Source organism: Rhodopseudomonas infernalis (genome assembly GCF_022271405.1).
GTDB classification, from domain to species: Bacteria; Pseudomonadota; Alphaproteobacteria; order Rhizobiales; family Xanthobacteraceae; genus Rhodopseudomonas; species Rhodopseudomonas infernalis.
This window is the reverse complement of the sequence record NZ_JAJNAL010000001.1, coordinates 1-19,238: the sequence shown is the minus strand read 5'-3', so window position 1 is coordinate 19,238 and position 19,238 is coordinate 1. Positions and strand designations below refer to the sequence as shown.

19 protein-coding genes are annotated in these 19,238 nt (G+C 64.4%); 9 read left to right on the top strand and 10 right to left on the bottom strand.

Annotated elements, in window-relative coordinates; translation table 11 throughout:
- Positions 1 to 23 precede the first annotated feature (23 nt).
- From LPW26_RS00095 to LPW26_RS00075, 5 genes are all read right to left on the bottom strand, one after another.
- Positions 24 to 1,304 carry a beta-ketoacyl-ACP synthase gene (locus LPW26_RS00095; protein ID WP_238732202.1) on the bottom strand — a complete coding sequence of 427 codons (1,281 nt, stop codon included), beginning with the start codon at positions 1,302 to 1,304 and terminating at the stop codon, positions 24 to 26.
- Between the two features lie 28 nt (positions 1,305 to 1,332).
- Positions 1,333 to 2,532, bottom strand: coding sequence for a beta-ketoacyl-ACP synthase (locus tag LPW26_RS00090; protein WP_238732201.1), 1,200 nt, complete (start codon positions 2,530 to 2,532; stop codon positions 1,333 to 1,335).
- Positions 2,525 to 2,995, bottom strand: coding sequence for a 3-hydroxyacyl-ACP dehydratase FabZ family protein (locus LPW26_RS00085; RefSeq protein ID WP_238732200.1), 471 nt, complete (start codon positions 2,993 to 2,995; stop codon positions 2,525 to 2,527). Before LPW26_RS00085 ends, LPW26_RS00090 begins: the two co-directional genes overlap by 8 nt.
- Before the next feature lie 24 nt (positions 2,996 to 3,019).
- Positions 3,020 to 3,301, bottom strand: coding sequence for an acyl carrier protein (locus tag LPW26_RS00080; RefSeq protein ID WP_054163491.1), 282 nt, complete (start codon positions 3,299 to 3,301; stop codon positions 3,020 to 3,022).
- Between the two features lie 180 nt (positions 3,302 to 3,481).
- A complete protein-coding gene (locus LPW26_RS00075) occupies positions 3,482 to 3,814 on the bottom strand; it encodes a hypothetical protein (protein WP_238732199.1) in 333 nt (110 codons plus the stop codon).
- A 191-nt stretch (positions 3,815 to 4,005) separates the two neighbouring features.
- Between LPW26_RS00075 and LPW26_RS00070 the strand changes: the two genes are divergently transcribed.
- Positions 4,006 to 4,635, top strand: a complete 630-nt coding sequence (locus LPW26_RS00070) for a ParB-like protein (RefSeq protein ID WP_238732198.1) — start codon at positions 4,006 to 4,008, stop codon at positions 4,633 to 4,635.
- A gap of 28 nt (positions 4,636 to 4,663) precedes the next feature.
- Here LPW26_RS00070 and LPW26_RS00065 read toward each other — a convergent pair whose 3' ends face one another.
- The 4 genes from LPW26_RS00065 to serB form a co-directional block, all read right to left on the bottom strand.
- Positions 4,664 to 5,140 (bottom strand): MgtC/SapB family protein, encoded by a 477-nt coding sequence (locus LPW26_RS00065; RefSeq protein WP_238732197.1) that lies wholly within the window; start codon positions 5,138 to 5,140, stop codon positions 4,664 to 4,666.
- A 26-nt stretch (positions 5,141 to 5,166) separates the two neighbouring features.
- Positions 5,167 to 5,748 (bottom strand): peroxidase-related enzyme, encoded by a 582-nt coding sequence (locus LPW26_RS00060; RefSeq protein ID WP_238732196.1) that lies wholly within the window; start codon positions 5,746 to 5,748, stop codon positions 5,167 to 5,169.
- Positions 5,749 to 5,985: 237 nt separating this feature from the next.
- Positions 5,986 to 7,734, bottom strand: coding sequence for an ATP-binding protein (locus LPW26_RS00055; RefSeq protein WP_238732195.1), 1,749 nt, complete (start codon positions 7,732 to 7,734; stop codon positions 5,986 to 5,988).
- A gap of 487 nt (positions 7,735 to 8,221) precedes the next feature.
- Complete coding sequence (gene serB / locus LPW26_RS00050) at positions 8,222 to 9,115, bottom strand: phosphoserine phosphatase SerB (protein ID WP_238732194.1); 894 nt, start codon at positions 9,113 to 9,115, stop codon at positions 8,222 to 8,224.
- Here serB and miaA point away from each other — a divergent pair.
- The 4 genes from miaA (at position 9,114) to ilvN (ending at position 14,022) form a co-directional block, all read left to right on the top strand.
- Entirely contained in the window at positions 9,114 to 10,052 is a 939-nt protein-coding gene (gene miaA / locus LPW26_RS00045) for a tRNA (adenosine(37)-N6)-dimethylallyltransferase MiaA (protein WP_238732498.1), read from the top strand. The two genes, serB and miaA, sit on opposite strands and share 2 nt — an antisense overlap.
- Positions 10,053 to 10,261: 209 nt before the next feature.
- Complete coding sequence (locus LPW26_RS00040; RefSeq protein ID WP_238732193.1) at positions 10,262 to 11,113, top strand: DUF3800 domain-containing protein; 852 nt, start codon at positions 10,262 to 10,264, stop codon at positions 11,111 to 11,113.
- Positions 11,114 to 11,476: 363 nt separating this feature from the next.
- A complete protein-coding gene (locus LPW26_RS00035; protein WP_238732192.1) occupies positions 11,477 to 13,255 on the top strand; it encodes an acetolactate synthase 3 large subunit in 1,779 nt (592 codons plus the stop codon).
- Positions 13,256 to 13,479: 224 nt separating this feature from the next.
- The gene (gene ilvN, locus LPW26_RS00030; protein WP_238732191.1) at positions 13,480 to 14,022 is read left to right on the top strand and encodes an acetolactate synthase small subunit; all 543 of its coding nucleotides are present in this window, start codon (positions 13,480 to 13,482) and stop codon (positions 14,020 to 14,022) included.
- A 54-nt stretch (positions 14,023 to 14,076) separates the two neighbouring features.
- Here the strand turns inward: ilvN and LPW26_RS00025 are convergent, their stop codons facing one another.
- Positions 14,077 to 14,475: a host attachment family protein gene (locus LPW26_RS00025; RefSeq protein ID WP_238732190.1), complete on the bottom strand. Its 399-nt coding sequence runs from the start codon at positions 14,473 to 14,475 to the stop codon at positions 14,077 to 14,079.
- 215 nt (positions 14,476 to 14,690) lie between these two features.
- On the opposite strand from LPW26_RS00025, the gene LPW26_RS00020 reads away from it, so the two are divergent.
- The 4 genes from LPW26_RS00020 (at position 14,691) to LPW26_RS00005 (ending at position 19,132) form a co-directional block, all read left to right on the top strand.
- On the top strand, positions 14,691 to 15,566 hold the full coding sequence (locus LPW26_RS00020; protein ID WP_238732189.1) for an EamA family transporter: 876 nt from the start codon (positions 14,691 to 14,693) through the stop codon (positions 15,564 to 15,566).
- A gap of 194 nt (positions 15,567 to 15,760) precedes the next feature.
- A complete protein-coding gene (ilvC, locus tag LPW26_RS00015) occupies positions 15,761 to 16,780 on the top strand; it encodes a ketol-acid reductoisomerase (protein WP_238732188.1) in 1,020 nt (339 codons plus the stop codon).
- Positions 16,781 to 17,072: 292 nt separating this feature from the next.
- A complete protein-coding gene (locus LPW26_RS00010) occupies positions 17,073 to 17,801 on the top strand; it encodes a FadR/GntR family transcriptional regulator (RefSeq protein WP_238732187.1) in 729 nt (242 codons plus the stop codon).
- 98 nt (positions 17,802 to 17,899) lie between these two features.
- Positions 17,900 to 19,132 (top strand): ABC transporter substrate-binding protein, encoded by a 1,233-nt coding sequence (locus tag LPW26_RS00005; protein WP_238732186.1) that lies wholly within the window; start codon positions 17,900 to 17,902, stop codon positions 19,130 to 19,132.
- The last annotated feature ends 106 nt before the right edge of the window (positions 19,133 to 19,238 follow it).

Genomic DNA, 19,238 nt, shown 5'->3' with positions numbered 1-19,238 from the left:
GTGTTCCGGAAGTGGAGCGCGGACTACACCGGTTCGCGCGTCAGGATCAGGGAAGCGTTCTGGCCGCCGAAGCCGAACGAATTCGACATCACAGCGGTGACGCGAGCGTCGCGCGCCTTGTTCGGCACCACGTCGAGTGGGATCGCCGGGTCGGGCACGTCGTAGTTGATGGTCGGCGGGATCCGCTGATGCTCCAGCGTCAGCAGCGAGAAGATCGCCTCGACGGCGCCAGCGGCGGACAACGTGTGGCCGACCATCGACTTGTTCGAGGAGACCGGAATCGTCGACGCGCGTTCGCCGAACATGCTGGAGATGCCGAGATACTCCATCTTGTCGTTCTCGGGCGTGCCGGTGCCGTGAGCGTTGATGTAGTCGATCTGCTCGACACCGATGCCGGCATCGGCCAGCGTCTTGTTGATGCAGCCGATAATCGGTTTGCCATCCGGGCTCGAGCGGGTGCGGTGAAAGTTGTCGGCGAGCTCGCCGCAGCCGGCGATGACGCCGAGGATCGTGGCGCCGCGGGCCGTGGCTGCTTCCAGGCTCTCCAGCACCAGGGCGCCGGCGCCTTCCGCCATGACGAAGCCGTCGCGGTTTTTGGCGAACGGCTTGGAGGCGGTTTGCGGCGCGTCGTTCTGGGTCGACAGCGCCGACAGCAGCGAGAAGCGGATCAGCGCTTCGGCGTTGACCGAGCCATCCGTCGCCACGCACAGCGCGGCGTCGGCTTCGCCGCGCCGGATCGCCTCGACGCCGAGCTGGATCGCGCTCGCGCCCGACGCACAGGCGGTCGACAGCGAGATCGGCGAACCCTTGGTGCCGAAGGTGTCGGCGAGGTGATCGGCGACCGAGCCGAACAGAAAGCGGTGGTGATACTGCGAAAAGCGGCCGCCGCCCGACACGCGGAGCAAGGCGTCGTAATCGATCGCCGTGTTGGCGCCGATGGCGCGCGCCAGCTCCTGGCGCGGCTGCCATTCCAGCTCGACCGGCGCGACCGCAAGGAACAGCGGGCCGGGGAAGTCACCCTTGCGGCCGATGCCGGCCTGGGCGATCGCTTCCTCGGTGGCGAGATCGGCGAGCTTCTCGCCGAGCACGGTGGAGGAGAACGGCTCGACCGGGACGAAGTCGACGGTCCCGGCCATCGTGGTCTTCAGCCCGTCGATCGGAAACCGGGTGATGGTGCGGATGCCGGATTCTCCGGCGGTCAGCTTGGCCCAATTGTCGGTCTTGCCAGCGCCGAGCGACGTGACGACGCCCATGCCGGTGACGACCACGATCGGCCTTCCGAATTTGTCGTGCGTGACGGTCATTGCATCCCCCTCGCTCGGTCGATCAGGCTCACCGGATCGCCTCGACCAGCGCCATGCCTTCGCCGCGCCAATGGCCAGCGCCGACCACCACAATCTGGTCCGGTGCCTTGGTGGTTTCAATCTCCAAGCCGCTCGGGTCGTTCGCGGCGAACAGGCCGCCGCGCGACAGCGACAGCGCCGCCAGCGCAATGCCCAGTGGGAACTGCGCTTCCATGACATGGCCGAACGCTGTGCCGGTCGCGCGCACCGGATGGCCGCTCTGCGCGCGCAAGAATGCGACTTCCTCGTCGGTCACCGCGTTCGCACCGGTAGCGCCAGTGATGATCGCGGCATCGTCGTGGATGGTACCGAGCTGGCCCCACAGCTGCTGCATCGAGGCGGTGACGTCGCCTGCGTTGCGACGGCGCGACATGTCGGCCACGACGTTGGTCAGCCGCGCATACGGCTTGGCGCCGCGTGCTTCCGCATGCGCTTTGGATTCGATCACCAGGAAGGCGCTGCCGGAGCCGAGCGCGAAGCCGCCCTTGGGGCCGCGTGCAAACACCGGCGCGTAGGCGTCCTTCAGGTTGAAGTCGCCGAACTCGTAAAGCATCAGCAGGTCTTTGCGCTCGCCGTTCTGGGCGGCGCCGATCAGTGCGATGTCGCTTTGCCCGGCAGCGATGCGTGCCAGCGCGATCCGCGCGGCGTCCACGCCGGATTCCTCTTCGCCCATGAAGGTGCGCGACGAGCCGGTGACGCCGTGCACGATCGCGATGTTGCCGGCGAGCAGGTTCGACAGCTGCGCCAGAAACAGCGTCGGGCGCAGATCGTTCATCAGTCGCTCGTTGAGCACGCCGGGCGTCTCGCCCTGCGCGTCGGAATTCAGCACCGCCGAGTCGACCGAGAGATCGCGCTCGCCGCCGCCCGCCGCGACGATCATGTCGGTCCGCGACAGGATTTCGGTGTTGCCCTTGATGCCGGCGGAGTCGAGCGCAAGGCCGGCCGCATAGGTGCCGATCCGCTGCCACGCTTCCATCTGGCGCTGATCGCCCTTTTTGGGGATCTGCTTGTCGAAGCTCAGCGGCGCCAGCGGATGCACGATGTAGGGCGCGAAGCTGGTGGTATCGACATTGACGCGGCGCTGATTGAGCGCGTCCCAATGTGCGTCGGGGCCTTCGGCCAGCGAGGTGGCGAGGCCGATGCCGGTGATCCAGGCTTCCGCCGGTTGCTTATGCGATGTCTCAGCCATGGATCATCTGCTCCGGAAATCCGATTTGCCTGGCCATGGTCTCCATATGCCCGCGCAAATCCGTATGCGGGAAGGACACATGGCGAAAGGTCAGCGTCGCGTTACAGGCGAGCTTGCCGCCGGCTTTGATGTTCGCTTCGGTCATGGTGTAGCCCGAGCCTTCGTGGATCACGCTGACGTCGATCGTCAGCATCTCGCCCGGCGTCACGAAGCTGCGCATCTTGGCTTCCTTCACGGCGGCCAAAAACGGCATGCGCTGAAACTGCATCAGCGCGATCAGCAGCCAGCCCGAACTCTGCGCCATCGTCTCGATCAGCAGCACGCCCGGCATCAGCGGATAGCCGGGGAAGTGGCCTTCGAAGATCGTGCTCGTCTCAGGCACCCGCGCCTCGACCGTGATGCGGCGCTCTTCGAGATGAAGATCGGCGATCCGGTCGATGAGATGGAAGTATTCGAGGTTCATGGTGTGGCGGCTTCTCGACCGCCACTACGCGCCCTTGGCGGCGACCAACTCGTCGATGCGCGCGGCGAGGTTCTTCAGCACGAAGTACTGTTCGGTCGTCGCCTTGCCGTCATTGACCTCTTGGGTCCATTTTTCGAGCGGCAGTTTGATACCGAATGCCTTGTCGATCGCGAACGCGATATCGAGGAAATCCAGGCTGTCGATTCCCAGGTCATCGATCGCATGGCTCTCCGGGGTGATCGTATCGCGCGGAATATCGCAGGTTTCCGCGATGATGGTAGCCACCCGATCGAATGTGGAAGTCATCATTAAGCCTTTGAAATTGTGCCGGAAATGGCAGGCGCGCAACGGCCGCGGCCATGCTCGGAACGACAGGTTGAAGCCCGTATATCGGAGCGCTGCCCTGAGTTCAATGGCACGCGGGCCACAGCCTATGGGAGCGCCCAGGAGAGCGGCCGGGGGCCTGCGGTCAGGCAGGACAGGGAATCACCCCTGCGGCGACGGCAGGGTCGCGCAATCCCGCCGGCCCATCAACACACAATCCTGCGTCTTGCGCAGGTCGGCAATGCTGGTGGCGAGCCAAAACCCGACCACCACTAGCGCCACTGTAAACGCCAATGCCGCGAGATTGGTCAGCATACGGTGGCGAAAGTCGTCCTGCGCCGAATCGTGCGGCTGTTCGTACCGTGACAGATCGTTCTGCAGCGGCGCGGCTTTCACGGCCGGGGAGGCCGGCTTGCCTGCCGCCGGGGTACGCGGCCGAAACTGCAGCACGCGATGCTCGTCGTCGTCGGGAACGCTGAGGCGATGGTTTTTCATGGTGGCCGGCCCTTGCGGCGGCAGATGCGAAGCCTGTTAGTTACCCTAGTCGATGTAAGGCGCCGCGCAAACTCCGCAACTTGCCGGAGCGCTGTTGCCGGATCGCATGCATCCGCAGCGGGGATGACGCGTTACGGACGGGTTCCGGCGTGCCATATTGCCTGCGTCGCTGGGAGATCAGGAGTTCAACCATGGCGAATCCGCGCGAACCCGTGCTGCATCCAATCCCGATCCTGTCGCTGCGGCCGACGCAGATGACCGTCGGTCTGCGCGAAGTCGAGGAGAAGCGTCAGCGATGGCGTGCGCATGCGTCGAGCAAGAAGAAGGAAGAGCAGCGGCTGGCCGAGCATATGATCCCGGTCGTGCTTGGCCCCAGCAAGCGCCATTACGTGATCGACCACCATCATCTGGCGCGCGCGCTGCATGAAGAGGGCATCAAGGACGTGGCCATCACGGTGATAGCCGACCTCAGCATGGTCGACCGCGACGCGTTCTGGGTGGTGTTGGACAGCCGGCGCTGGGTCTATCCCTACGACGCCAAGGGCGAGCGGCATCATTACAAGGATCTGCCGAAGACCGTCGCCGGGCTGAAGGACGATCCGTTCCGGTCGCTCGCCGGCGAACTGCGCCGGATCGGCGGCTATGCGAAGGACACCACGCCGTTCAGCGAATTCCTGTGGGCGGATTTCCTGCGCCGGCGGATGTCGAGCAAATCGGTCGATTCCGACTTCGCCAAGGCGACCGAACGATCTCTGGCGATGGCCAAGAGCAAGGACGCGATCTATCTGCCCGGATGGTGCGGTCCAGCATTCGACGATTGAGCTCGGCTCGACCGGTCGCGGTCCGGGCTCAGTCTTCCGGCGCGATCGAGTCTTTCTCGTCGCTTTTGCCGCCAAGCAGGCGATGCAACCGGGTTTCGACGGCGTGGCCGCCGAGCAGCACCGCGAAGGCGATCACCAGAGCGACACCGACGATCAGCCAATGGCCCGACCCGCAGGCGATGCCGATGCAGGCGGCGAGCCAGACGCAGGCGGCGGTGGTCAGCCCATGCACGTGAGAGCGTCGGCCGGTGTGCACGATCACGCCGGCGCCGAGAAAGCCGATCCCGGTGAGAATGCCCTGGATCACCCGCGAGGTCGGATCGCCGATCCGCTCCTGCCCGAGCGACTGCTCCGCGACGGCCACCAGCAGCGCCGAAGCGAGGCCGACCAGGGACAGCGTCCGCATCCCGATCGGCTTGCCCTTCAGGTCGCGATTGAGCCCGATCAGCCCGCCCGCAAGGGCCGCCACGCCGAGCCGCAACACGATGTCTGAGAACGGCAGCAAACCTCAATCTCCCGCGCGCCGGAGCGTCACGCCTTTGGCAGCCGGCCCATCAGATAGAATTCGTCGTTCGGCCGCATCGCGGTGACGTTGGCCATCCGGTTCGACAGCGCGAAGAACGCCGCGACCGCGGTGATGTCCCAGATGTCGTCGTCATCGAAGCCGTGCGCCTTCAGCGCTTCGAAGTCTGGTTCGCCGACGGTCTCGGCCTCTCGGCTCACCTTCATGGCGAAGTCGAGCATCGCCTTCTGCCGCGGCGTGATGTCGGCCTTGCGATAGTTGGTGGCGATCTGATCGGCGATCAGCGGGTTCTTGGCGCGGATGCGCAGGATCGCGCCGTGCGCCACCACGCAATATTGGCACTGATTGGCCGCCGAGGTCGCCACGACGATCATCTCGCGCTCGGCCTTGCTGAGCCCGCTGTCCTTTTCCATCAGCGCATCGTGATAGGCGAAGAACGCCCTGAACTCGTCCGGACGCGCAGCGAGCGCCAGGAAGACGTTGGGGACGAAGCCGGACTTCTCCTGCACGCCGACGATCCGGCTGCGAATGTCCTCGGGCATGTCCGCGAGGGCAGGGACGGGAAAGCGGGAGACGGCAGGCGAGGTCATTGATGAGATCCGCTGGGCTGAAGGATGCGCAGCGAAACATTAGAGGCAAGTCTATTGCAGTCAATCACATCGATGAAAAGTGCGTGCCAGCGTGAAACGCCGTCACCCGGTGTTTGCGAGGAGCGCAGCGACGAAGCAATCCAGCTCCGTGCACCGAGCTGGATTGCTTCGCGGAGCCTGTCATCGGGCGGCGCTTCGCGCCGACCCGTTGGCTCGCAATGACGAAAGTGGAAAGGTTCAGCGCAACGGTTTTTTCAGCAGCGAGAAGCGATCCGGGTCGAGGCCGAGCGACGGCTGCAGCATCGGTGCATCGAGGGTGCGGGCCAGTGGGCGCTCGGTGAAGCCCTGATCGTTGGGCACGTCGCGATGCGAGGTCGCGCCGCGCCAGCGTTCGAGCACGGCGCCGACGAAATGTATGTCGTAACCGGCGGCGGCGGACGGCGCTGTCGAGATCGCCGCTTCCGAGCGGGGTACTTGCTGCGACGGAACTTCCTTGAAGCGCAGCCGCGTCGGCAGCGCAACACCTTCGCCGAACGCCAGCACTTCGCGGGTGCCGAGTGACGGCACGAACGACAACAGGTTGGCGGCTGCGTCCGAAACCGCCGAGCGCAGCAGCGACTGATCGCGGTCGTTGGCGAGCCGCATCGCGAACAGTGTGTTGCACTGCGACAAGATAGTGGCGTCGAGTTCGGCGGGGCGTTGCGTGACCAGGCCGAGATACACGCCGTATTTGCGGCCTTCCTTGGCGATACGCGACACCGCCTTGCGGGTCGGGCCGAAGCCGATGGTGCGGTCGGCGCTCGCGTAGCGATGCGCTTCCTCGCAGACGAACAGCAGCGGCGAGACGCCATCGCTCCACAGCCCGAAATCGAACGCCATCCGGGCCAGCACGGAAACCACGGAGTCGACGACTTCGGCGGGGAAGCCGGCGAGTTGCATGATGGTCATCGGCCTGCCATTGGCGGGCAGGCGGAACAGATGGCTGATCACTTCGGCCATGGTGTCGCCGCCGACATTGGCGTTGTCGAACATGAAGGCGTAGCGCGGATCGTTGCGCACGGTTTCGATGCGAGAGATCAGCTTGTGATAGACGATGCGCGACGAGCGGTTCTCGAGCTTGCCCATGCGCTCGTCGATCAGCGAGATCAGGTCGACCAGCCGATACGGCACCGGCGTATCGGCTGTGTAGCCGATCGACTTGGGATCAAGGCGCTTCAGACCGATGCGGTCGGAGCTGGTGTATTGTACGTAGAGGCCCTTGGCGATCGGGATCACTTCGGCCAGCACGTCGAGCTCTTCCGGCACGCCGGGCCGTCCGGCGAACAGCACGTCGACGATCTCGTCGAAATTGAACAGCCAGAACGGCAGCTTGAGGTTGCGCGGATTGAGCACCAGCGCCTTGTCGCCGAAGCAGCGACCGTATTCGTTGTGCACGTCGAGCAGGAAGAGGCGCAGCGTGGGCCGCGATTTCAGAATCTCGTTGAGCAGCAGCGACACGCCGGTCGATTTGCCGACGCCTGTCGAGCCGAGGACGGCGAAGTGCTTCGAAAGCATCTCCTCGATGTCGACATAAGCGATCACCGATGGGTCCTGCTGCAGCGTGCCGACATCGATCTGGTCGGAACCGGAGGGTGCGTAGACGATACGCAGATCGTCGCTGCTGATCGGCTGGACCGCGTCGCCGATCGTCGGATAGCTGGTGACGCCGCGCTGAAACTTCGGTCGCACCGGGCCGGGCAGAATCTCGCCGAGCAGATCGACCGACGCGCTGGCGATGTAGCTGTCGCCGACGACGTCCTCACACGATACTTCGGTGATCATCGCGATGATCGTCGACGTCGCCGCGCGGATGCTGATGAAGCGGCCGACGGTGGCGCGCATCGCGGCCTGCGACAGCCGACTTTCGGGTAGGATGCCCGCGCGGGCCATCGAGCCGCGCACCGAAATGATCTTGCCGAACAGCGGCATTGAAACAGCTTCTGCCATTTTCTGTGACTCGTTGAATTCTTTCTTCGTTGCCGCGACTATGATCAGCCGATGCTGAGAAACTGTTAAGTGTGGCGCAGTCACTACCTCTTGCGAGTGGCCGCGAGTGGTGTGAACATAGGGTTCAGGTTCGCTTTTCCTGCAAATCCGGCGCGCGGTGAGCGATCGCCGTTAACAACGCATTGACCATGCGAGACGTACCAGTTGGGACGAGCCGAGGTGTCGCCGCTCGACCTATGCGGTTCCAAACAGCGCAGCCGTGATCCTTCGCGAAAGCGGAGGGGCCAGTATTGAAGCGCGTTCGCGGAGAGCGCACGGCACGGCAACGAGCGCTCTGCAATACCGGGTCATTCCGGGGCGCGCGTAGCGTGAACCCGGAATGACGAGGCGTGAGGGCGAGGGGTCGTGCGCTACGCTGCCGCTTCGGCACGATGGAGAGCAGGCAGGCTTCGCTTCATCGAAGCGACGATACTGTTCCGCGTGCGAACTAATCGCTGACGAATTCGTCGCGCTTGTAGCCCTGCGCGTACAGCAGCGCGGTCAGGTCCCCGAAGTCGATGCGGCCGTGGGCGGCGGCGGCGACGGCGGGCTTGGCGTGGTAGGCGATGCCGAGGCCGGCGGCCTGGATCATGCCGAGATCGTTGGCGCCGTCGCCGACGACGAGCGTGTCGATGGCGTCGAGATCGTCAGATTCGCGCAGCGCCAGCAGCGTCGCCAGCTTGGCTTCGCGGCCGAGGATCGGCTCGGCGACCAGGCCGGCGAGCTTGCCGTCTTCGCTGAGAAGTTCGTTGGCGCGATGCTCGGCGAAGCCGAGGCGCTCCGCGACGACGCGGGTGAACTGCGTGAAGCCGCCGGAGACGAGGCAGGTGTAGGCGCCGTTCGCGCGCATCGTCTGCACCAACGCGCGGCCGCCCGGTGTCAGCGTGATCCTGGTGTCGAGCACCTTGTCGATCACGTCCAGCGGCAGGCCCTTGAGCAGCGCGACGCGCTCGCGCAGCGCCGGCTCGAATTCGATCTCGCCGCGCATCGCGCGTTCGGTGATCGCAGCGACGTGGTCTTTCAGCCCGGCGAAATCGGCGAGCTCATCGATGCACTCCTGGCCGATCATGGTCGAATCCATGTCGGCGAGAAAAAGCTTCTTGCGCCGCGTTGCTTCCGGCTGCACGACGATGTCGATCGGCAGGTCTTCGCGCGCGGCGCGCAGGCGCTCGGCGATCGTCAGCGCGTCTTCGTCACTGGCGAAGGATATGTCGGCGGCGACTTCGTCGTGCAGCCAGCGCGCCGCATTCGGCTGCGGCAGCACGGCGCGCGCGCCCTCGATCACGGTCGAATCGAGCGCGGGATTGTTCGGATTGCAGATGAGCGTGGCGATGAGCGACATGGAAGGGCGACATCCGGGGCAGACCGGCGGCCGGCCGGCGGCCGTGCTTATCGCAGGGCCGACCGCCAGCGGCAAGTCGGCGCTCGCGCTGCGGCTGGCGCAGGCTCGGAACGGCATCATTATCAACACCGATTCGATGCAGATCTATCGCGACCTGCGCATTATCACCGCCCGCCCGACGCCCGACGAGGAGGAGGTGGTTCCGCACCGCCTCTACGGCACTGTGGATGCCTCGGTGAACTTCTCTGCCGGGGCCTTCGTCGAGGCCGCGGCCGGGCCGCTGGCCGAGGCCCGCGCGGCCGGGCGACTGCCGATCTTCATCGGCGGGACGGGGCTTTATTTCAAAGCGTTGACGCACGGGCTGTCGGCGGTGCCGCCGGTTCCCGCAGAGGTGCGCGACGCGGTACGGCTGCGGCTCGACCGCGACGGCGTGGTGGCGCTGCATGCCGAACTCGCCCGGCATGACATGGCCGCGGCCGAACGGCTGGCGCCGGCGGATCGCTCGCGGATCGCCCGCGCGCTGGAAGTGGTGCTGGCGACCGGTCGGCCGTTGGCGGACTGGCACGGCGAGACGTCCCCGCCGCTGCTGCCGCCGGACGGCGTGGCGGCTTTGTTTCTGGCGCCGGACCGGGAGGCGCTCTACGCGCGAATCGACGCCCGATTCGCCGCGATGCTGCAGGCGGGCGCGCTGGACGAGGTCGCGGCGCTGGCCGATCGCCAACTCGATCCGCTGCTGCCGGCGATGAAGGCCCATGGCGTGCCGGCATTGATCCGGCATCTGCGCGGCGAGCTGTCGCTGCAGGAAGCGGCGGTGATCGGCGCGGCCGACACGCGGCACTACGCCAAGCGGCAATTCACCTGGTTTCGGCATCAGTTGCCGGAGTTTCGTTGGGTGGAGCCGGCGGAGGCTGCTGACGCGCTACGAATGATGGAATGATTTTCCATTAATATTCATGTGCTTACAAGTACGGAACGGACCCCTAACCATTTCGTTGCAAAGCTGTAAGGCCCCTTGCGAAGGGACTAAGGAGCAATTATAAAAGCTTCGGGACGCGATTGGTTTACCGACTCGCGTCCGTTCCGGGGCCCGCGCACAACCCAAGCGCGGGCTTCCGCGTTTCTAACGTGTTGTGATACACAACTCGGATGCTGTTCGTTTATCTCGACGAGTTTGGACACGTAGGGCCTTATTTTAGTAGGGCTCATCCCAAGTTCAACAGTAGCCCTATCTTTGGGATTGGGGGAATCATTTTCCCCGAAGAGGCAATCCGCCCATTCGCATCATTCTTTCTTCAAAGAAAAGAAGAACTCCTCAACTTCGAGATCAAGAAATCAAAGAAGCCAGCGTACGAATGGGAAAAGCATGGCTCGAATCTGTATACCGCGAAGTCCATAGTACTCTATCCCGAAATCAGGCAGACAACCTTCCGTATTCTAAATAGAGTAAGGAAGTGTGGCGGGAAGATCTTCTATCATGGTCGAGAGAAGATCACGGCAACTGAAGATGTGAACCCAAACGGTTTGTACAAGACTGTTTTTTCAGATGCGATCCGTAAACTGGAGGCTTATTGCGCTGAGCAGAACAAGAACTTTGTAATTGTCGTTGATGAGCACTCCGCTCGGCGAGAGCTCTTGGAAACGGCGGTGAAGACAATGTATGGCCGTGATCCCGCACGACATCTTGCTAGCCCACCCTTCGAAGTGGAAAGTCACCTCAATCAAAATATCCAGGCTGCCGATTGGATCGCGGCGATTATTGGTAAGCTTTGGACATATCGGCTTGGCGGGAAAGAGTGGACCGACTTGAGGCCGTACGATGATTATTTTTGGACGCGCATTCACTCCCTTGCCACTCATAGTACCGTACTTGAGCGTCCAAGAAAGAAGGCAACGACGGTTTCGCAACCACTAATTTCGGAAACAGTAGTTGAAATCGAAACTCACGAGACGGCGATCTCAGCAGCCTTTCGAACTGCTACAATACGGAAGTCGGGATAATCAAAGATCAATAGTCGGTACCGTTCACGAAGGTGCGATAGATTGACCTATATCTCAAGACAGTGCCGAGATCCGGCTAAGGTGTGATCCTTACGGCGGTCACACGCCTTGACATTCGAGGTTTCGGGGGTATGGTCCCGCGCAACCTTTGGGAAGCTGAGCCGACACATGCGACACAAAATTTCCGATCTGCTTCTCGTTATCGTACCCAGGCGCACCGCCGGGGGTGGATAAACTCCACCCCGCGAACGGACGGTGCGCTGAGGGCCTTTGAAGGGCCCTTTTTTATTGTCCGTACGCTTCGACTTCAGCTTGTCCGAACCACCCGAACGTCAGCGCCACACAGCGCCTCCGGAGCCCACCATGAGCGATAGCACCAGCCACGATCCGAACCAGATGACCGGCGCCGCGATGATCGTCCGCGCGATGAAGGATCACGGCGTCGAACACATCTTCGGCTATCCCGGCGGCGCGGTGCTTCCGATCTATGACGAGATCTTCCAGCAGTCCGACGTGCAGCACATCCTGGTTCGCCACGAGCAGGGCGCCGGCCACGCCGCCGAGGGCTATGCGCGCTCGACCGGCAAGCCGGGCGTCGTGCTGGTGACCTCGGGGCCGGGCGCCACCAACATGGTGACGCCGCTCGCCGACGCGCTGATGGATTCGATCCCGATCGTCTGCATCACGGGGCAGGTGCCGACGCATCTGATCGGCAACGACGCGTTCCAGGAATGCGACACCGTCGGCATCACCCGGCCGTGCACCAAGCACAATTGGCTGGTGCGCGACATCAAGGATCTGGCGCGCGTGCTGCACGAGGCGTTCTACGTCGCGACTTCGGGCCGTCCGGGACCGGTCGTGGTCGACGTGCCGAAGGACGTGCAGTTCGCCACCGGCACCTATCATCCGCCGCGCAAGGACGACGTCCACGTCTCCTACAAGCCGATCACCAAGGGTGACCCGAACCAGATCCGCAAGGCGCTGGCATTGCTCGCGGGCGCACAGCGGCCGGTGATCTATTCGGGCGGCGGCGTGGTCAATTCCGGCGACGAGGCCTGCCGGCTGCTGCGCGAACTGGTCGAGGTCACCGATTTCCCGATCACCTCGACGCTGATGGGGCTCGGCGCGTATCCGGCATCCGGCAAAAACTGGCTCGGCATGCTGGGCATGCACGGCACGTACGAGGCCAACATGACGATGCACGGTTGCGACGTCATGCTGTGCATCGGCGCGCGCTTCGACGACCGCATCACCGGCCGCACCGACGCATTCGCGCCGAATGCCAAGAAGATCCACATCGACATCGACCCGTCGTCGATCAACAAGAACATCCGCGTCGACGTCCCGATCATCGGCGACGTCGCCAGCGTGCTCACGGATTTGTTGGCGCTGTTCAAGGCCGAAGTGAAGAAGCCCGACATCAAGGCGTGGTGGCACCAGGTCGCGACCTGGCGCGCGCGCAATTCGCTGGCCTACAAGAAGAACAGCGACGTGATCATGCCGCAATACGCGATCCAGCGGCTGTATGAAGCGACGCGAGGCCGCGACACTTACATCACCACCGAAGTGGGCCAGCATCAGATGTGGGCGGCGCAGTTCTACGGCTTCGAACAGCCCAAGCGCTGGATGACCTCGGGCGGCCTCGGCACCATGGGCTACGGCCTGCCGGCGGCGCTCGGCGTCCAGGTCGCGCATCGCGACAGCCTGGTGATCGACATCGCCGGCGATGCCTCGGTGCAGATGACGATGCAGGAGATGGCGACGGCGGTGCAGTACGAACTGCCGATCAAGATCTTCATCCTCAACAATCAGTACATGGGCATGGTCCGGCAGTGGCAGCAACTGCTGCACGGCAACCGGTTGTCGCATTCCTACACCGAGGCGATGCCGGACTTCGTCAAGCTCGCCGAGGCCTATGGCGGCGTCGGCATGCAGGTGTTCAAGCCGGCCGATCTCGACGGCGCGATCATGGACATGATCAAGGTGAAGAAGCCGGTGCTGTTCGACTGCCGCGTCGCGGCGCTGGAGAACTGCTTCCCGATGATCCCGTCGGGCAAGGCGCACAACGAGATGCTGCTGCCCGCCGAAGCCACCGACGAAGCCACCGCCGCCGCCTTCGCCGGCGGCAAGGCGCTGGTGTGAGGTGATCGGTCTGAGGTGATTGTTACCAACGGCGGTGCTCCTTGCTCCGCCGTCATCGCCCGGCTCGACCGGGCGACCCAGTATTCCAGAGCGCGTGTTGTTAAGCCGAGGCTCTGGAATACTGGATCCCCGCTTTCGCGGGGATGACGGCAAAGGGTGGGGCGGCGCTGCGCGCAACCGAAATTGTCCGACGCAACCGGACCCGAGATTGACAGGGAATTGAGATGACCCAGCCCGCATCCGCTTACTTCATGGAAGAGCGCCAGGACCCGAACGAGACGCATACGCTATCTGTGCTGGTGCAGAACGAGCCCGGCGTGCTGGCGCGGGTGATCGGACTGTTCTCCGGGCGGGGCTACAATATCGAGAGCCTCACCGTCTCGGAAACCGAAAACCAGAAACATTTGTCGCGCGTCACCATCGTCACCACCGGCACGCCGATGGTGATCCAGCAGATCAAGCATCAGCTCGACCGCATGGTGCCGGTGTATCGCGTCGTCGACATGACGCTGACCGGCCGCTCGATCGAGCGCGAACTGGCGATGGTCAAACTGCGCGGCACCGGCGACCACCGCGTCGAGTCGCTGCGCCTCGCCGAAGCGTTTCGCGCCCGGGTGATCGACGCTTCGACCGAGAGCTTCGTGTTCGAGATCACCGGCAACAGTTCGAAGATCAATCAGTTCGTCGAACTGATGCGCCCGCTCGGCCTCGTCGAAGTCGTCCGCACCGGCGTCGCAGCGATTAGCCGCGGCGCGGAGGGGATGTAGCCTTTCCGGACGCAAAGTGCCGGTCTTGGCGCTGACGCAGAAGTTTCGCGGCCGCTACGCCGCGAGCGCCTCGGCGATGTCTTCGAACGAGCTGTTGGTGTAGTCCTTCGCCAGCGAGCGTATCATCGCGGCTTCCACGGTCTTGTGCAGGATCGGGCGGATCTGGCCGAGTGTCTGCGGGTCGGCGATCAGCACCAGGTGTTCGAACTCGCCGTTCAGTTTCATTTTGTTGATCAGCAGGCTGAGCTGTTTGGCGAAGGTCGCTTCGTCGGTCTGGCTCTGGGTCTGGTCTTCCGGACGGGACCCCGACGGGCCGTCATCGTCGAGGTTCGTAGGCGTCAGCTGACGCTCTTCGCGGAGCGAGACGGCGCCGGGTTTGCCGGCGTTGCGCAGCAGCTTGGCGCCGCCGCCGTCGGCCACGACGATGAGGGCGTTGTGCGGAATGAGCGTCATCGGGGGGAATCCTCTTGTTATTCGGCCGGCGGCCGTTGCGGTCGAGCCGGCGTTATGGGGCCAACGGACGTTTGCCGGGTTTCGTTCCGTGATCGCGATGCGTCATCGTTGCGCGGGATGCAGGCCCGCAACGGTGATGGGTGACGCGGCGTGGTGCGATCGGCTACGAACCGCGGAACGGCGCATAGGTGCGGCCGATCCAGGGCGGAGACCGCATGAAGCCTGCCGACACGGCGCTCGCATTCCTAGTCGCCTTGATCTGGGGCCTCGGCTTCGTGTTCACGCGCTATGCGCTGACCGAAATGTCGCCGACGGTGCTCAATCTGCTGCGCTTCGCCATCACCGCGCTGCCGTGCCTGGTGCTGCCGCGGCCGAAGCTGGCGCTGCCGGTGTGGATCGGCATCAGCCTGCTGTTGGTGTGGCAGTATCTCACCCAGAGCTGGGGCCTTTCGCAGGGCGTGCCGGCGGGACTCACCGCGGTGATCGTGCAGAGCCAGGCGCTGTTCACCATCGCGTTCGCCGCGGTGTTGCTGAACGAGCGGCCGACACGGGTGCAGCTGATCGGCATCGGCGTTGCCGCCTGCGGCCTGCTGATGATCTGCTTCACCGTCGGCTACGATTTCACGCTGCTGGCCTTCGGCGTCACCATGACGGCGCCGATCGCGTTCGCGTTCTCCAATCTGTTGCTGCGCCGCGCGCAGGGCGTGCCGATGCTCGATCTGTTCGCCTGGATCAGTGCGGCGTCGCTGCCGCCGCTGGCGCTCGCCGCCTGGGTCGCCGACGGCGGCACGGCGATCTGGCACGAGCTGACGCATCTGTCGCCCGGCGTGATAGCGGCGATGCTGTCGCTGTCGATCGGCTCGACCACGGTCGGCTACTGGATCTGGGGCCGGCTGCTGCACGCCTACAGCGCCGCTCAGGTGGTGCCGTTCGCGCTGCTGGTGCCGTTCATCGGGGCGGGGGCGTCGAGCCTGGTGTTCGGTGAGACCTTCGGGCCGCTGCGGCTGGCCGGGATGCTGATCGTGGTCGCCGGGCTGGCGATCATGCTGCTGTTCGGCCGCGCCAAGCCGGGGCTGCCCGAAACCGCCTGACGCTTCACCCCAAAGTCGTAAGCCGCCGTTTTGCGCCGCGGCAGCCATGACGCCGCAAACGGCCACAATTCGCCGCCACGGGCTTGTTTCCGGGCACCCATCGCCCTAGAAACCAGCAGCAATTCGAAGGTCGGCCGGGACGGCCCGATCACCACAGCACGGGCGGGACGGGCCGCCGAACACGAGGAACGAGGATGCGAGTTTACTACGATCGCGACGCCGACCTGAACCTGATCAAGGGCAAGAAGGTCGCCATTGTCGGCTACGGCAGCCAGGGCCACGCCCACGCGCTGAACCTGAAGGATTCCGGCGTCAAGGAAGTCGCGATCGCGCTGCGCAAGGGCTCGGCCACGGCGCAGAAGGCCGAGAACGCCGGCTTCAAGGTGCTCGAAGTCGCCGAGGCCGCCAAGTGGGCCGACGTGATCATGATGCTGACGCCCGACGAGTTGCAGGGCGACATCTATCGCGAGCATCTGCACGACAACATGAAGAAGGGCGCGGCGCTGCTGTTCGCCCACGGCCTCAACGTCCACTTCAACCTGATCGAGCCGCGCGCCGATCTCGACGTGCTGATGGTCGCGCCGAAGGGCCCGGGCCACACCGTGCGTTCGGAATATCAGCGCGGCGGCGGCGTGCCGAGCCTGATCGCGATCCACCAGGATCCGTCGGGCAACGCCCACGACCTCGGCCTCAGCTACGCCTCGGCGATCGGCGGCGGCCGCGCCGGCATCATCGAGACCTCGTTCAAGGAAGAGTGCGAGACCGATCTGTTCGGCGAGCAGGTGGTGCTGTGCGGCGGTCTGGTCGAGCTGATCAAGGCCGGCTTCGAGACGCTGGTGGAAGCCGGCTACGCGCCGGAGATGGCCTATTTCGAGTGCCTGCACGAAGTGAAGCTGATCGTCGACCTGATCTATGAAGGCGGCATCGCCAACATGAACTACTCGATCTCCAACACCGCGGAATACGGCGAATACGTCACCGGCCCGCGCATCGTCACCGCCGAGACCAAGGCGGAGATGAAGCGGGTGCTGGCCGACATCCAGAACGGCATCTTCACCCGCAACTGGATGCTCGAGAACAAGGTCAACCAGACCTCGTTCAAGGCCACCCGCGCCAAGCTCGCCGCCCACCCGATCGAGGAAGTCGGCGCCAAGCTGCGCGAGATGATGCCCTGGATCAAGAAGGGCGCGCTGGTCGACAAGAGCAAGAACTAAGCGTGTTAGTCACCTCTCCCCGCATGCGGGGAGAGGTCGGATTGCGCAGCAATCCGGGTGAGGGGGCGCCTCGGTAAAGCCGAGAGTCAGCCACTCGTGTCGCCCCTCACCCCAGCCCTCTCCCCGCGAAGAGCGGGGCGAGGGAGCGCGCCGAGCTCGGGGCGAAGTATCGATACGCATAGAGATAACAACGGGACCGTGGCAACGCGGTCCCGTTCTTCGTTTGGGCTCCGGTGCAATCCGCCGCAGGCGCGCGCCTTGATCTGGTCAGACCAGATTGGTAGGGTCAATTATGGCCTCGCAGCTCAGTTCCGAAACCTCCACGACGGTCCGCAAGACACTCGAATTCGTCCAGCACCACCGGCTGGCGAAGGGCGACCGGCTGCCGTCGGAGCGGGAATTGTCGGAGCGGTTCGGGGTCGCACGCAGTTCGGTGCGCGAGGCGCTGGCGGTGCTGGATGCGATGCGCATCACCGAGCGCAAGCCTAAATCGGGTATCTTCCTCCGTAATGCGGTCGAGGACGGCGGCCTCGACACGCTGGTGCTGCAGGCCGATCTCGGGCTGGCGTTCGATCCGCAGGTGACGCGGGACGTCACCGAGGCGCGGATCATCTGCGAGGAGCAGGCGTTGCGGCTTGCCTGCCAGCGGCGCACCGAGGCCGACCTGACGAAGCTGCGCCGGCTGCTCGATGCCTATGCGGCGATTATCGACGCGGACGGCAATCCGTCCGACGCCGATGTCGAGTTCCATCTTGCCCTCGTCGCCGCCAGCCAGAACCGCATTCTGGTGCGCACGCTGACGCCGCTGATGCTGATGAGCACGACCTGGCGGCGGCGCTACTTCGATTCCGCCGCGATCCGCCGTCGTTCGCTCGACGATCACCGCGCCTTCGTCGACGCCGTCGAGGCGCGTGACGAAGCGGCCGCCGCGGCGCTGGTGAAGCGTCACGTCCAGACTGCCGCCGCCGACGTAAGGGCGCTTGCGGAGCAGGGCAGCGCGACCGCGACCAACACGACATGAACGACGCGCGCCTCTGACGCGCCGACACAACCCCGGTCAACGGGACAGCTTCGCGCGGCACCAGCCGCATCGAGGAAACGCAAGAAGAAGGATCAAAAATGCGTAAGACAACGACGTCCGTGGCAGCGGTCGCGGCTGCGATCGCGATGCTGGCCGCAAACCCCGCACTGGCGCAGAAGAAGTACGGCCCCGGCGCCAGCGACACCGAGATCAAGCTCGGCAACACCGTGCCCTACAGCGGCCCGGCGTCCGCCTACGGCATTCTCGGCAAGACCTACACGGCCTATTTCACCATGATCAACGAGGAAGGCGGCATCAACGGCCGCAAGGTCGCCGTGATCTCCTACGACGACGCCTACTCGCCGCCGAAGACGGTCGAGCAGACCCGCAAGCTGGTCGAGAGCGACGAGGTGATGGCGGTGTTCGGCAATGTCGGCACCGCGGCGAACGCCGCCATTCAGAAATATCTCAACGCCAAGAAGACGCCGCAGCTGTTCCTCGCCACCGGCGCGTCGCGCTGGAACGATCCGAAGCAGTTCCCGTGGACGATGGGCTGGCTGCCGAGCTACGAGGCCGAAGCCGCCGCCTATGCGAAGTATCTGTTGAAGGAGAAGCCCGACGCCAAGATCGCGGTGTTCTACCAGAACGACGATTTCGGCAAGGACTACGTCCGCGGCCTGAAGGAAGGTCTCGGGGCCAAGGCCGCGTCGATGATCGTCGCGGAGTCGAGCTATGAAGTGTCCGAGCCGACGGTCGACTCGCACATCGTCAAGCTGAAGGCGTCCGGCGCCGACACGCTGCTGACCTTCGCCACCGGCAAGTTCGCCGCGCAGACGATCAAGAAGCTGGCCGAACTCGGCTGGAAGCCGCTGCATATCGTGCCGAACGCGTCGTCCTCGCTCGGCACTGTGCTGAAGCCGGCCGGCCTCGATAACGCGCAGGATCTGGTGTCGGCGACCTTCGCCAAGGACCCGGTCGATCCGCAGTGGAACGACGATCCGGGCATGAAGAAATTTCATGCCTTCCTCGACAAGTATCTCCCTGAAGGCAAGACGATGGCGAGCACCGCCATGTCCGGCTACAGCATCGCCCAGACCATGGCCGAAGCGCTCAGGATGTGCGGCGACGAGCTGACCCGCGAGAACCTGATGAAGCAGGCGGCGAACCTGAAGGACGTCAAGCTCGACGGCCTGCTGCCGGGCGTCACCGTCAACACCTCGCCGACCGACTTCGCACCGATCGATCAGTTCCAGATGATGAGCTTCAAGGGCGAACGCTGGCAGCGCTTCGGCGACGTCATCAAGGGCGAGGTCGCGGCGGCGGGCCGGTAATCAGCGGTAGGCACCGCTTCACCTCTCCCCGCGGGCGGGGAGAGGTCGGATTGCGTAGCAATCCGGGTGAGGGGGCGCCTCGGCGAGGCCGAGAGTCCGCGACTCG

What these genes read in the sequence shown, in the direction of transcription:
- LPW26_RS00055 (WP_238732195.1), bottom strand. Translation starts at nt 7,734, where the DNA reads ATGGCAGAAGCTGTTTCAATGCCGCTGTTCGGCAAGATCATTTCGGTG.
- LPW26_RS00085 (WP_238732200.1), bottom strand. Translation starts at nt 2,995, where the DNA reads ATGAACCTCGAATACTTCCATCTCATCGACCGGATCGCCGATCTTCAT.
- LPW26_RS00035 (WP_238732192.1), top strand. Translation starts at nt 11,477, where the DNA reads ATGAGCGATAGCACCAGCCACGATCCGAACCAGATGACCGGCGCCGCG.
- ilvN (WP_238732191.1), top strand. Translation starts at nt 13,480, where the DNA reads ATGACCCAGCCCGCATCCGCTTACTTCATGGAAGAGCGCCAGGACCCG.
- LPW26_RS00095 (WP_238732202.1), bottom strand. Translation starts at nt 1,304, where the DNA reads ATGACCGTCACGCACGACAAATTCGGAAGGCCGATCGTGGTCGTCACC.
- LPW26_RS00010 (WP_238732187.1), top strand. Translation starts at nt 17,073, where the DNA reads ATGGCCTCGCAGCTCAGTTCCGAAACCTCCACGACGGTCCGCAAGACA.
- LPW26_RS00040 (WP_238732193.1), top strand. Translation starts at nt 10,262, where the DNA reads ATGCTGTTCGTTTATCTCGACGAGTTTGGACACGTAGGGCCTTATTTT.
- LPW26_RS00060 (WP_238732196.1), bottom strand. Translation starts at nt 5,748, where the DNA reads ATGACCTCGCCTGCCGTCTCCCGCTTTCCCGTCCCTGCCCTCGCGGAC.
- LPW26_RS00020 (WP_238732189.1), top strand. Translation starts at nt 14,691, where the DNA reads ATGAAGCCTGCCGACACGGCGCTCGCATTCCTAGTCGCCTTGATCTGG.
- LPW26_RS00070 (WP_238732198.1), top strand. Translation starts at nt 4,006, where the DNA reads ATGGCGAATCCGCGCGAACCCGTGCTGCATCCAATCCCGATCCTGTCG.
- LPW26_RS00025 (WP_238732190.1), bottom strand. Translation starts at nt 14,475, where the DNA reads ATGACGCTCATTCCGCACAACGCCCTCATCGTCGTGGCCGACGGCGGC.
- LPW26_RS00080 (WP_054163491.1), bottom strand. Translation starts at nt 3,301, where the DNA reads ATGACTTCCACATTCGATCGGGTGGCTACCATCATCGCGGAAACCTGC.
- ilvC (WP_238732188.1), top strand. Translation starts at nt 15,761, where the DNA reads ATGCGAGTTTACTACGATCGCGACGCCGACCTGAACCTGATCAAGGGC.
- LPW26_RS00075 (WP_238732199.1), bottom strand. Translation starts at nt 3,814, where the DNA reads ATGAAAAACCATCGCCTCAGCGTTCCCGACGACGACGAGCATCGCGTG.
- LPW26_RS00005 (WP_238732186.1), top strand. Translation starts at nt 17,900, where the DNA reads ATGCGTAAGACAACGACGTCCGTGGCAGCGGTCGCGGCTGCGATCGCG.
- serB (WP_238732194.1), bottom strand. Translation starts at nt 9,115, where the DNA reads ATGTCGCTCATCGCCACGCTCATCTGCAATCCGAACAATCCCGCGCTC.
- miaA (WP_238732498.1), top strand. Translation starts at nt 9,114, where the DNA reads ATGGAAGGGCGACATCCGGGGCAGACCGGCGGCCGGCCGGCGGCCGTG.
- LPW26_RS00090 (WP_238732201.1), bottom strand. Translation starts at nt 2,532, where the DNA reads ATGGCTGAGACATCGCATAAGCAACCGGCGGAAGCCTGGATCACCGGC.